Raw genomic sequence first — 12,441 nt, forward strand, 5'->3', positions numbered from 1 at the left:
CGACAACCGAGGCAAACGCCACACAGCCCTGGCCTCGATTGGTCACCTCCGCGAACTGGCGCGAGGACCACGTCACCCTGCTCACCGCCACCCACGGCCAAGCCGTGGTGCTCGCCGAATAGTTCGACGAGAATTGACAGTCGAACCGAGATCGACTGTCGGACGGCCAGTTACCACGATTCGATCAGTGGTGCAGCATGCTCGCGCCGCTGCCATTCCGCGGTGAGGCGACCGAGACGGTCCGGGGCGGCGATGCCGCGCACACCTGCGATCTTGTCGTCACGGATCTCCAGGACCACGACGCCCGCGACCCGGTCGTCGAGCGTGGCGAGCATGGCCGGGCAGCCGTTGACCACGACGGCATGGATCGAGGGCGAGCCACCGGCGAGTCGCCGCTTGGCCGCAGACGGTTTGAAACCGGCCCGCACGGCGCTGGCGATCCGTTCCGGGGTCGCGTACCGGATCAGCTTCCCGGCCAGCCCCAGCCCGGCGCTGTCGGAAATACCGGTCGCATCGTCGGTCAGCAGCGCGACCAGCCGTTCGGTCCGGCCCGAGGAGGCGGCATCGACGAATGCCTCGACAATTCGACGCGCGGAGGCATGGTCGATGTCAGTGCCGTTGCCGGCGGCGGCGATTCGACGCCGGGCTCGGTGGGCGTGTTGCTGACTCCCGGACTCGGTGATGCCGAGAATCTCGGCTATCTCGGCGTGGCTGTACGCAAAGGCCTCGCGCAGCACGTAAACAGCCCGTTCCACCGGTGACAGACGCTCCATGAGCGTCAGCACCGCCAGGGTCACCGATTCGCGCTGCTCGACGGTATCGGCCGGGCCGAGCATCGGGTCGCCGTCGAGGAGCGGTTCGGGCATCCAGGCGCCGACCGCGCGTTCGCGCCGCACCTTCGCCGAACGGAGCCGGTCGAGCGCCAGGTTGGTGACGATCTTGGTCAGCCATGCCTCGGGCACCTCGACGTACTCCCGGTCGGCGGCCTGCCACCGCAGGAACGCGTCCTGCACCGTGTCCTCGGCGTCGGCGGCCGAGCCGAGCAGACGGTAGGCGAGCGAGGCCAGCCGATTCCGGCTGGCCTCGAAACGCGCCACGGTGGCAGTGTCCATGAGCGCGACTTTATGCGGCGACCACGTCGGCCGATTGCTGTCGGGTGGTGGCCAAGCGGTACTTGTGAGTCGGCCTTCCGAAGGTCGGGTGGCTGATGGCCCAGCCGCTGGCTGCCACGATTGCCGCCTTGACGTGCGCCGCCGACCGTCCGCACAGGGCCCCGGACTTCGACCGACCGCCACCGTCGACCAGCTGGAAGATCCCGTCCTCGCGTCCGAGGCTGATGTGGTTGCCGAAGTATGTCAGCGCGGTCGCCTTGATCTTGCGTCCGGTCCGGTCCCCGACGATCGCGGCCGTCGCCTGCGTGCCGGTGTACCCCGCGGAAGCGCAGGACATCGGCAGCGGCCGACCGTTGTCGCCGATGACGAAGGCGCTGTCACCGGCAACGTAGACATCCGGGTGCGAGACCGACCGCATCTGACGGTCGACCGTGATCTGGCCGTTGGGTGCCACCGCGAGGCCGCTGGCGGCGGCAATCGGGTGGATGGCGAAACCGGCGGCCCACACGGTCGCGTCGGAGGCGAAAGCGGTGCCGTCGGCGGCGAGCGCCGCCGCCTCCTCGACGCACTCGATGGTGGTGTGCTCATGGACCGTGATCCCGAACCGGTCGAAGGCACGCAGCAGGTGACGGCGGGCCTTCGTGCCCAGCCAGCCGCCTAGTTCGCCGCTGGTGGCGAGGCTGACCCGAAGTCCTGGACGGGATTCGGCGATCTCGGTGGCGGCCTCGATCGCGGTCAGGTTGCCCCCGACTACCAGCACGTTTCCGTCCTCGCCCAGCTCATCCAGGCGTGCGTGCAGGCGCAGCGCGGACGGCCGCGCGGCCACGGGGAAGGCGTGCTCGTCGACGCCCGCAACGCCGTGGTCGGCGGCGGTGCTGCCGAGCGCGTAGAGGAGGGTGTCGTATTCGAGCCGGTCGATCCCCTTCTCGTCGGCGACTGTGACAGTCCGGTGCTCGACGTCGACGTTGGTTACCCGCGCCAGTCGCAACCGGATGCCGGTGCCCGCGAAGACCTCCGCCAGCGGCCGGTGCCGCAGATCCCGTCCGGCGGCGAGCTGATGCAGGCGCAGCCGCTCGACGAAATCGGGTTCGGCGTTGACCACGGTGATCTCGAAGTCGTCGCGGTGGAGTTGGCGGGCCAGGTACCCGGCGGAGAAGGCTCCGGCGTATCCGGCCCCGAGGACGACGATGCGGTGCTTCATGGTTCGCTCCTGTCTGGTTCGCGTGCTTCCTGAACGAGACAGCCCCCGAACTCCTGACAGCACTATCCAGTGACATGGATCACCCTCGAGGCCGGGCATCGTCAGGCTTCGGGCCGCACCTCGATGCCCAGCGTGGCGCAGGCGCCGTCCACGGCTGCCCGACGGAGTTCGTCCTTCGGCACGTCGGCGAACTGGATCGTGCAGTCCTGGAGGCCGCCGAAGGCGATCACGGCCCGGGTGGCCTGCTCCAGTGTGGGTTCGGGGCCGCACAACAGCTTCACCAGCCGGCCGCGCCAGGCCAGCACCAGGTCGATCAGGCCCAGGTCGGCGAGGGTGGTCAGCTCGGCGAGCATGAGCACGATGTCTTTGCGGTGGCGGTAGTGAAAGTCGAAGTAGCCCTCGAGTAGTGCGCGGGGTTCGACCTCGCTCAGCGCCTCCTGCCCCTCCAGGAACGCCTCTTCCTCGTCGATGATCGGCTGCACGATACTGCGGACCAGTTCCTCGCGTGAGGAGAAGTGGTAGTAGAGCGCCGGTTTGGTGATGCCCAGCCGGTCGGCGATCTCCTGCAGGCCGGTCCGATGCACACCCTGCTGCGCGAAGAGCTCGCGGGCGACCTCTTGGATCCGCTGCTTGGTGTCGGAAGGACGAGGCATGCCGCGAGCCTATCTTACTTAACGATAGGTAAGTTACGGTGCTACGCTTACTTATCGTTAAGTAAGGAGATTTGCTCATGCGGATTCTCATTTCCGGTGCCAGCGTCGCCGGTCCGGTGTTGGCGTACTGGCTCACCAGGCACGGCTTCTCGGTCACCGTTGTCGAGCGCGCGCCGGCTCTACGCAAGACCGGCGGCCACGCGGTCGACCTATTCCGGCCCGCGATGGACATCTCGGAGAAGATGGGCGTGCTCCCACGCGTCGAGGAGCGGGCCACCGGCACGAAGCGAATGAACCTCTACCGGGAGGGCGCACGGCGTCCCGTCGGGGTGGACCTGTCCAAGATCTTCGGCGCCACCTCCGACCGACACGTCGAGATAATGCGTGACGAGTTGAGCGAGATCTACTACGACGCCGCGAGCGAGGACGTCGAGTATGTCTTCGGCGACTCGATCACCGCGATCTCACCCGAGGGCGAGGTGCGATTCGAGAACGCCGCACCGCGCCACTTCGACCTCGTCGTCGGCGCCGACGGGCTGCACTCCAACGTGCGTCGCCTCGTCTTCGGCGACGAGTCCCGCTTCAGCACCTTCACCGGGGCCTACCTCGCGGTGGTGACCCTGCCCAACGGCTTCGGTGTCGACGGCGAGCTCCGCATCCACGTCGGCGTCGGCCGTACTGCCGGCATGTACGCCGCGCGGCACCTCGGCGACGCGCGGGCGTTGTTCCTGTTCCGCGGCGAGCTCGACTACCACCACCGTGACGTGCCCCGGCAGAAGGACTTGCTGCGCAAGGCGTTCGATGGCATGCACGCCGAGGTGGACCGCTGGCTGGACGAGCTCGACCGCACCCCGGCGTTCTACTTCGACTCGATCACCCAGCTCCGCATGGACACCTGGTCGCGGGGGCGGGTGACACTCGTCGGCGACGCGGGCTACTGCCCCGGCCCGGCCGTAGGCGGCAGCACCAGCCTGGCCGTCGTCGGCGCGTACATCCTCGCCGGGGAACTGGCGCGGGCGGGCGGCGACCACGAGCGCGCCTTTCCCGCCTACGAACGCGCGATGGCCGAGCACGTGCGCGGCAGCCATGCGGTCGCGCTGAACGCGGCGAAGACCCTGATCCCCACCTCCCGACTCGGCGTGTCAGGACTGGTCCAAGGTGCCCGCCTGATTTCCGCCCTGCCCGCGGGACCCAGCCGCGCCTTCGTCCGCCTCACCACCAAGAGCGCACGCCTCTACAACTCGATGACCCTGGATGACTACCCGCCGTCGCCCGCCGCATCAGGAGACCAGGTCGGCCTCGGCAGCGGGCTCGGATTGGAGTAAGGAGCCCTCACCGCCAGCCCGGCTTGCGGACCTGCGCGCACCGATCGGCACTACGGGGTCGGCGGTCACCAGCGGGTGATCGGGAGGCCGAGGGCGGTTGCGGTTTCGTGTGCCAGGGTGTGCAGGGTTTCGGGGGTGTCGATATGGGCGGGGTCGAGGCTGACGATGGCGAGGGTGTAGGTGTCCGCGATGCGGCAGAGATAGCCGGATAGTCGGGTGCGGGGGAGGCGGTCCGCGGTGAGGCCTGGGTGGATGGCGCGGGCGGCGACGCCGATGCAGCGGTGTGGGCCGAGGGTGCGCAGGGAGTCGGGGAGTGTTCCGATATTGGAGCACAGGATGTCTCGTTCACCGGCACCCTTGGACAAGGCGTAGGCCCAGCGGTCCGGAATCACCTGCAGCAGTTCCTCCGGCATCCCGCCGGGGCTGGACATGCGCCGCTCGTAGGCGATTCGCGCCTTCTCGCGAATGGTGGCCGGAGTATCGCCGCGCTCGATGGTGATCTCGGTCATCGCGAGGTCATTGTCGACGCGCGGCTCGTCGCGGGTGTCGACCGGAAGGCTGGCATCGATCGTCGCACCGGAAAATCCACTGGCCCACAACATCTTCGCGATCAGCGTGATGAAGAGACTGTTGGCAGTACCGCCCTGCGCCGCAGCTGCCGACTCCCAGTCCGTAGCGGGACAGTGCAGTACGAAGCCGAAGGTCGACGCGCTATCCACACTTGCGCGTCCGGCGATCGACCTGCGTTCACGGGTCGACAACCCAGTTTCGCGAGTCGATGCCGTCCGGGCGGGACGTTCGGGGATCCCGTGACGAAGCGCGCGGAACGTGCCGCGCACAACAATCGACCACTGTCGCCAAGCGTCGGACCAATCCGATACTGGATCTCGGGCTGCCCGGCCCAGCCAGGCATTCACGCCTACATCGGATCGGTCTGCTCCCCGCGCGGTGGGTGTCGACGAGGCTCTCGACAGCATCATCGAATCGCCCGCATTCGATCGGTCGGGCAGCTCCGGATAAGCCGACTCGTCGGTGGCCGGATCGCTATCCGTCGGCGTGTTGCCGGTTGTTGGGACAGATCTGGCCGTGTCGTGCGTGGTGCCGGTCAACCGTTCGTTCTCGTGGGGGTGGTTCGATTCTGGTGTGGGCGGTGTCGCCTGGTCGTTCTCGCCGGAGCGTTTTGATTCCGGCGCAGAAGATTCCGTGGACGATTCGCTGACCGTCGATTCCACCGAATTCATACGTGACCAGGCATCCGGGGGACGCATTGCCCGCACCGGCGATGTGGTCGAGCCCGAGCCGCCCAGCGCATCATCGACCGCCAGCACAAGGGCTCTCCCGTCAGCGAGCGCGTGTGAGCAGGTCAGCGACACAATCGATCCGCCGTCGTCCAGGGCTGCGGTCGACAACCGCCAGCCCGGACCGTATTCGGGATCGAGGTCCGCGCCCTGCTCGTCGGCCCAATCGAGCAGGTCGGCAGCGGCGATCGTGCCGTCGGTGAACTCGAGCGGATGCGCCCGAATGTTCGCTCGCCAACTACGACGTGCACCCGGCACCCGAGGACGAATCACCCTGCGCCCCAACGGTCCGACCCGCAGTGCCGCGTGTACCTGCCGCAGTAACTCCGGATCGACGCGATCGGCGGTGCGCCACAGACCCTGGAGCGCGATCGGGGTGCCCAGCCCGCGATGCGTGCGCAGGAAGATCTCGTCGACGACGCTCGAGCGTCGGGCAGGCACCATTGTCAGGTACGCGTACCGTGACGGCCCGCACCGGCGGCGAACCGTTGCGCTCCGTCCAGCGCTCCGTCGGCCAGAGCCTTCAGACCGTGTCGGTATTCATTGAGCAGCGCAGCCTCCTCGTCCATACCGTCCTGCTCCAGCAGCGACAGGCGGTCCGAGCGCAGACAGGTTTGCGGCAGTGCGGCCAGTTCGGCGGCGAGTTGTTCGGCGGCGCTGCGGGATTCGCCATTCGGCGCCACCCGATTGATCAGCCCGATCTGCAATGCCTCAGTGGCGGCGACGGCGCGACCGGTGAGCACCATATCCATCGCACGTCCGGTGCCGACAATGCGCGGCAACCGAATCGTGCCGCCGTCGATCAGCGGCACACCCCAGCGGCGACAGAACACGCCGAACGTGCTGTCCTGCTCGGCAACTCGCATATCGCACCACAGAGCCAGCTCCAGTCCACCCGCGACCGCATATCCCGAGACTGCGGCGATCACCGGTTTGGACAGCCGCATTCGGGTTGGCCCCATCGGGCCGTCACCGTCCTCGGTGACCCGATTGGAGCGCTCGGTGCCGAGCGCCTTCAGGTCCGCGCCGGCGCAGAAGGTGCCGCCCTCGCCCCACAGCACAGCGACCGCCGCATCCGGATCGGTGTCGAATTCGCGGAATGCGTCGACCAGGGCGGCGGCGGTCGGACCGTCGACGGCATTGCGTGCCTCGGGGCGGTGCAGGATCACAGTGGTCACGGGCCCATTGCGTTCGATTCGCACAGTCACGAGCACGACCATACGCCGTCAGAAGTACCCTTGTGTAAAGAAATGAATTTGTGGTTCACTTCTTGTATGGCCTACCGCAGAACCCCTGCTGTGCAGGCCCGCCTCGATGCCCAGGCGGGCCTGATCGTGCAGGCTGCGACCAAGGTGCTGTCTCGCGCGGGCTATGCCGGACTGTCCATGGCAGCCGTCGCCGCCGAGGCCGGCGTGGCCACCGGGACGGTCTACAAGAACTTCAGCGGCAAGGCAGACCTGGTGAGCGCGGTATTCCGGAAGGTGGTCGCACACGAGGTGGCAGCGGTGGTCTCCGCAAGCGCCGCCGGAACTGCCGTGGAGCGGGTCACCGCGGCGGTGGAGACCTTCGCGGGCCGGGCGCTGAAGAATCCGAAGCTCGCCTACGTCCTGCTCGTCGAACCCGTCGATACCGTGGTCGACACCGAGCGTCTGCGTTTCCGTCGCGCCTTCGCCGAAGCTTTCGAATCCGCTGTCGCGGAAGGTGTTTCGCGTGGTGAACTGCCCGCGCAGGATGCCAAGACCAGCGCGGCCGCGCTCGTCGGCGCGATCGGTGAGGTCCTGGTCGGCCCGCTGGCCGACGCACCGCACAGCGAATCCGTTGTGCCCGAACTCATCAGTTTCGCGTTACGCGCACTCGGTGTGCGCGATGAATCCGACTCAGGAGTGTCCGATGTCGACGCATGAAGTCTTCAACCAGGTTCCCGATATCGTGCCCTTCGATGTCGCGCAGAACCCGGCCCTGCTCGAGGGGCTGCACCGCGAAGGCGCGGGCTGGGCCGAACCGGAAGTGCGCGAACTCGGCACGCTCGCAGGCGGATTCGAAGCGCAAGAGTGGGGCCGCCTCGCCAACGAATACCCGCCCGTCCTGCACACGCATGACCGCTACGGCAATCGCATCGACGAGGTCGAATTCCATCCGTACTGGCATGAGCTGATGAAAGTCGCTGTCGCGCATGGACTCCACGGCTCGCCCTGGCTCGACGACCGGCCGGGCACGCATGCCGCTCGCGCGGCCAAGTTCTACACCTGGGGTGTTGCCGACGCCGGGCATATGTGTCCGATCTCGATGACCTATGCCGTCGTGCCCGCGCTGCGCCACAATCCGGAACTCGCGGCCAAGTACGAACCGCTACTCGGTTCCCGCACTTACGATTTCGGCCTGCGTGAACCGTCGACCAAGGCGGGTCTGATCGCGGGCATGTCGATGACGGAGAAGCAGGGCGGCTCCGACGTCCGCGCCAATACCACCACCGCCACACCGCAACCCGATGGCAGCTACCGCATCGTCGGCCACAAGTGGTTCACCTCGGCGCCCATGTCGGATATGTTCCTCACCCTGGCCCAGGCACCCGGCGGCTTGTCCTGCTTCCTGCTGCCACGCGTCCTCCCGGACGACACCCGCAACCCCATCCGGATTCAACGCCTCAAGGACAAGCTCGGCAACAAGTCGAACGCCTCGTCGGAGATCGAATACGACAACGCCACCGGCTGGCTGGTCGGCGCGGAAGGGGCGGGTGTCAAGACCATCATCGAAATGGTCAATATGACCCGCCTGGACTGCGTCATCGGCTCCGCCACCGGCCTGCGCGTCGGCGCCGTCTACGCCGCCCACCACGCGCGGCACCGAGAAGCGTTCGGGGCCAAGCTGATCGACCAACCCGCGATGCGGAATGTGCTCGCCGACCTGGTGATCGAATCCGATGCCGCAACCACGGTCATGATGCGCCTGGCCGGGGCGACCGACCGCGCGGGCACAGATCCCGCCGAGGCTGCTCTGCGCCGAATCGCATTGGCGGTCACCAAGTACTGGGTATGCAAGCGTGCCCCCGCGCATGCGGCCGAGGCCCTGGAATGTTTCGGCGGCAATGGTTATGCCGAGGAATCCGGTATGCCCCGGCTCTACCGCGAGGCCCCGCTCATGTCCATCTGGGAAGGCTCCGGCAATGTCGCGGCGCTGGATGCCTTGCGCGCCATGGGCCGTCAGCCCGAAACCGTGGAGGCCTTCTTCAACGAAGTCTCCCTCGCCGCAGGCGCCGACCCCCGCCTCGACGATGCCATCGCCCGCCTCGGCAAGGAGTTGTCCGACCTCGACGAGATCGAATACCGCGCCCGTCGCGTCGTCGAACTCATGGCCCTGGTCCTACAGGGCGCGCAACTGGTCCGCCACGGCCATCCAGCGGTTGCCGACGCCTTCTGCGCCACCCGTCTCGGCGACGACTGGGGCATCGCCTTCGGCACCCTCCCCACCGGCGTGAACACCACCGACATCATCGCCCGCGCCCTCACCTGACCTCGGCCGCTCCCGGTCATCCGTATGGGCACCGGCGACGGTGCTGCAGCGCGCTACGGGCTACACGCGCCTCGTTAGCCCGCTGTGAGTGCCGGGGGCGGCCGGCTGTGAGTGCTCAGGTCAGGCTGCTGCCGGTGCCGGGTCGGCGCGCTGCGGGCGCTCGGGTCAGCCTGCTGCACGTGCCCGCCGCTCGCGTCAGCCCACTACAGGTGCCTGCGCTCGCCCCGGCCCGCTGCGGCCCCCCGCAATCAGCGCGCGAGGGACGCGGGCTGGGCGCGCCACTGTCGCGGTGAGAGGTCGTTGTTGCGCCGGAACAAGCGGGTGAAATAGCCCGCGTCCGGAATCCCGACCCGTCGGGCAATCTCGCCCACCGGCAGGTCCGTCTCGGCCAAGAGACGGCGCGCCTCGGTCATTCGCCGCTCGGTAATCCACGCCTGCACCGTGCGTCCGGTGCGGCGGCGCACCACAGTGGTCAGATGCCCCGGCGTCATGCCGACCGCATCCGCCACGTCGCGCAGCGACAGCGGTGCGGTGTGCCGCTGGTCTATCACGTCGAAGACCTCGGCGAGCAACGGCTCACCGCTGCGCCGCAGATCACCCACCACATCGGCGGCCAGCCGCGCGAGGTCGATGAGCAGTAGCGTCAGATGTGCCGACGCCGCCTGCCGATATCCCTCCTGCCGCTGTGCCAGCTCGGCTTCGATAGCGGCAATCGCGCTGTCCCACAAGGGTCTTCGTTCCACCGGGAGCGCCAACTCCAGCACCCCACCCGAATGCTCGTGCAAGAACGGGAACAACAACGGATGCGCCCGCCACGCGGGCCAGGGCGCCCGCCCGGCATCGCCGAGCGCCGCGGGATCGAAGAACACACCGACCGCACTTTCGAACCGATGCGGCGGCGCCGCCTCGATCACCTGACCTGCCGCGATGACGTACACCACGCCGGCGGACCGGACATACAGCAACACCGGAAAGTTGTGAATATGCGGGCGGTGGCCGCGTTCGGCATGGCGATCGAACCGCAGCAGTGACACCGGCGGCGTGACCTGATCGCTCCGGTAGTCGTACACCGGAACACCATGGCGGTGACGGACCATCCGGGTAGCCTCGATCATGACACCGAAAATAGTCCAAATTATGCAAACAATCATCCAATTATACGTCTGGATCTGCGGGCACCATGAGAATTATGACCAAAGATCATCCACATTCCGTAATCAAAGCCATGGGAAACCGGCACGACTACCTGCCCGCGGCGGGCCGTGACGCACTGCTGCCCACCTACGATCTACTCACCCGCCTGCTCGGCATGTACAAACTCCACGAAACCCTGGTCGCGCAGGCTGAACTCACACCCGAGCATCGTGTATTGGAAATCGGTTGTGGCACTGGCAATCTCACGCTGAGAGTCAAACGTACCCAACCTGCCGCAGCGGTGATCGGCTCCGATCCGGACCCGCTCGCACTCGCCCGCGCCGAACGAAAGGCGCATGGGCTGAACGGAATCCGCTTCGAACGCGCCTACGCGCAGGAACTGCCCTATCCGGACGAGGAATTCGACCGGGTGCTGTCGTCGATGATGCTGCACCACCTCGACGCCGACATCAAAACCGCCGCACTGGCCGAGGCGCTGCGCGTCCTGCGCCCCGGCGGCAGCCTGCACATCGTCGATATCGGCGGCGAGGTGACCCCGGACGACGGCCTGATGGCCCGGATGCTGCTGCACACCCACCACACCCAGGACCACCTCGGCGACGGCATCCCCCAACTCCTGCGCGCCGTCGGCTTCGAGTGTGCCGTGGTCGCCTCGCAGCGCCATCGTCGCCTCGGTCGCGTCACCTTCTACCGCGGCACCCGCCCGAACTAGCCACCGACACGCTGGAGCACCCGCTCGACCAGCGCGGTATCGCAATGCTCGATCACCTCGGTGAGTCGACCGTTCGCGATCCGGAAGATGAAACAGTATGTCTGCTCGTACGGCTCACCTCCGGCAGTGATGCCGTGCCCGCGAACCTGGGCGACGACCCTGTCGTCTTCGGCGATCACGAAGTCGGCCGCGCTGCGGTACTCGGTGAACTGGGCCATCAGGGGTCGCAGAAGTTCGTTCAACACAACCGTTTTCGGCTCCCAGATGCCCGACCAGGACCAGTTCCCCGGAAAGATCCAGCGGAAGTCCTCGGCCATTGCCGCACTCATCGCTCGGGTATTGCCCTGGGCCATCTGGTCGAAGATGTGCTCGATCAGTTTCTTGTTCGCCGCTGCGCTCATGCCCGCACCTCGCGGGCGCTCGGTTCCGGTATGACCGCACTGGCAGCTGTGTTGATAATTCGCTCGCTTCGCTTACTCATACACACGACGCTAGGTACGGCCGAGATATGCGACAAGCGAGAGTCTCGCATATTTGGTATGAGTAAACAGCATGGGTGAGTTCACGATCGTCGGATTGCGGGTGGTCCAGGAGGCGGCACGGAGCGGGTCGTTCTCGACCGCCGCGGAGAATCTGGGCTACACGCAATCGGCGGTCTCCCGGCAAATCGCCCTCATGGAGCAGGCGGCCGGCCGGGCCTTGTTCGAGCGGCACGCGCGCGGCGTGCGGGCCACCGACGCTGGACGGATCCTGCTGCGCCATGCCGAAACGGTGCTCGGCGGACTCGGCTCCGCGCGGCAGGAACTCGACGAACTCACCGCGCGCACGCCCGCCACGCTCCGGGTCGGCGCATTCTCGACCGCCATGGCCGCGTTGGTGCCCCGGTCCATTGCCGCTACCGCGTCTCGACTCGCGCGAGTACCGCTGCGCGAAGGAACCAGTCCGCGATTGGTATCCGCCGTCGCGCGCGGTCGACTGGATCTGGCGGTGGTGACCGAGACGCGCAATATCCCCGCGGACACCGAGATCGAGCCACTCCTGGACGACCCACTGCTCATCGCGGTCGCACCGGACCATCCACTCGCGGACCGCACCAGCGTCACGCCCGCACAACTGCGCGGTGAGCGCTGGATCGCGGGCAGCACCGAGGTGAGCGGCACCCTGCTCGGCGCATGGCGCGACGCCACTTGGGAACCGGAGATCGCCTTCGTCGCCCGCGACTGGTTCGCCAAAATCGGTCTGGTCGCGGCCGGTATGGGCAGCACGGTGGTGCCCGGGATCGCGGTCCCGGTGCTGCCGCCAGGTATCGCACTGGTCCGAATCGACCATCCCGCCGCGGCTCGCACGACATCCGTCGTCCATCGCGGCGTGGACTCGGCCGGACAGGTCTTCATCGAGGCACTTCGGGACGCCGCCGCCGACCTCTCCGCCGAAGTCCGGCACCGACTTCGATAGCCGACTTACATAGCCACGCG

At 67.3% G+C, this 12,441-nt stretch carries 12 protein-coding genes; 5 read left to right on the plus strand and 7 right to left on the minus strand.

The features are described from left to right. Positions 1 to 170: 170 nt before the first annotated feature. The 3 genes from AB0J47_RS05615 to AB0J47_RS05625 all read right to left on the minus strand — a co-directional run bounded on the left by AB0J47_RS05615 (position 171) and on the right by AB0J47_RS05625 (position 2,966). Positions 171 to 1,112 (minus strand): sigma-70 family RNA polymerase sigma factor, encoded by a 942-nt coding sequence (locus AB0J47_RS05615; RefSeq protein ID WP_364340905.1) that lies wholly within the window; start codon positions 1,110 to 1,112, stop codon positions 171 to 173. Between the two features lie 10 nt (positions 1,113 to 1,122). Next, complete coding sequence (locus AB0J47_RS05620) at positions 1,123 to 2,313, minus strand: FAD-dependent oxidoreductase (protein WP_364340907.1); 1,191 nt, start codon at positions 2,311 to 2,313, stop codon at positions 1,123 to 1,125. A 101-nt stretch (positions 2,314 to 2,414) separates the two neighbouring features. Next, entirely contained in the window at positions 2,415 to 2,966 is a 552-nt protein-coding gene (locus AB0J47_RS05625) for a TetR/AcrR family transcriptional regulator (RefSeq protein ID WP_364340909.1), read from the minus strand. A 77-nt stretch (positions 2,967 to 3,043) separates the two neighbouring features. Between AB0J47_RS05625 and AB0J47_RS05630 the strand changes: the two genes are divergently transcribed. Beyond that, a complete protein-coding gene (locus AB0J47_RS05630) occupies positions 3,044 to 4,291 on the plus strand; it encodes an FAD-dependent monooxygenase (protein ID WP_364340911.1) in 1,248 nt (415 codons plus the stop codon). A gap of 65 nt (positions 4,292 to 4,356) precedes the next feature. Here AB0J47_RS05630 and AB0J47_RS05635 read toward each other — a convergent pair whose 3' ends face one another. Continuing rightward, the gene (locus AB0J47_RS05635) at positions 4,357 to 6,033 is read right to left on the minus strand and encodes a hypothetical protein (RefSeq protein ID WP_364340913.1); all 1,677 of its coding nucleotides are present in this window, start codon (positions 6,031 to 6,033) and stop codon (positions 4,357 to 4,359) included. Between the two features lie 2 nt (positions 6,034 to 6,035). Further along, positions 6,036 to 6,797 carry a crotonase/enoyl-CoA hydratase family protein gene (locus AB0J47_RS05640; RefSeq protein ID WP_364340915.1) on the minus strand — a complete coding sequence of 254 codons (762 nt, stop codon included), beginning with the start codon at positions 6,795 to 6,797 and terminating at the stop codon, positions 6,036 to 6,038. 66 nt (positions 6,798 to 6,863) lie between these two features. On the opposite strand from AB0J47_RS05640, the gene AB0J47_RS05645 reads away from it, so the two are divergent. Both AB0J47_RS05645 and AB0J47_RS05650 read left to right on the plus strand, forming a co-directional pair. Continuing rightward, complete coding sequence (locus AB0J47_RS05645; RefSeq protein ID WP_364340917.1) at positions 6,864 to 7,493, plus strand: TetR/AcrR family transcriptional regulator; 630 nt, start codon at positions 6,864 to 6,866, stop codon at positions 7,491 to 7,493. Continuing rightward, positions 7,480 to 9,099, plus strand: a complete 1,620-nt coding sequence (locus tag AB0J47_RS05650) for an acyl-CoA dehydrogenase family protein (protein ID WP_364340919.1) — start codon at positions 7,480 to 7,482, stop codon at positions 9,097 to 9,099. The genes AB0J47_RS05645 and AB0J47_RS05650 overlap by 14 nt, the downstream gene beginning before the upstream one ends. 248 nt (positions 9,100 to 9,347) lie before the next feature. Here the strand turns inward: AB0J47_RS05650 and AB0J47_RS05655 are convergent, their stop codons facing one another. Next, entirely contained in the window at positions 9,348 to 10,214 is an 867-nt protein-coding gene (locus AB0J47_RS05655; protein WP_364340921.1) for a helix-turn-helix transcriptional regulator, read from the minus strand. A gap of 74 nt (positions 10,215 to 10,288) precedes the next feature. On the opposite strand from AB0J47_RS05655, the gene AB0J47_RS05660 reads away from it, so the two are divergent. Further along, the gene (locus AB0J47_RS05660) at positions 10,289 to 10,966 is read left to right on the plus strand and encodes a class I SAM-dependent methyltransferase (protein ID WP_364340924.1); all 678 of its coding nucleotides are present in this window, start codon (positions 10,289 to 10,291) and stop codon (positions 10,964 to 10,966) included. Here the strand turns inward: AB0J47_RS05660 and AB0J47_RS05665 are convergent. After that, positions 10,963 to 11,367 (minus strand): nuclear transport factor 2 family protein, encoded by a 405-nt coding sequence (locus AB0J47_RS05665; RefSeq protein WP_364340926.1) that lies wholly within the window; start codon positions 11,365 to 11,367, stop codon positions 10,963 to 10,965. The two genes, AB0J47_RS05660 and AB0J47_RS05665, sit on opposite strands and share 4 nt — an antisense overlap. A 151-nt stretch (positions 11,368 to 11,518) precedes the next feature. Between AB0J47_RS05665 and AB0J47_RS05670 the strand changes: the two genes are divergently transcribed. Beyond that, a complete protein-coding gene (locus tag AB0J47_RS05670) occupies positions 11,519 to 12,421 on the plus strand; it encodes a LysR family transcriptional regulator (RefSeq protein ID WP_364340928.1) in 903 nt (300 codons plus the stop codon). Positions 12,422 to 12,441 lie beyond the last annotated feature (20 nt).

The sequence above is a fragment of the Nocardia sp. NPDC049737 genome, assembly GCF_040674755.1.
Classification (GTDB): domain Bacteria; phylum Actinomycetota; class Actinomycetes; order Mycobacteriales; family Mycobacteriaceae; genus Nocardia.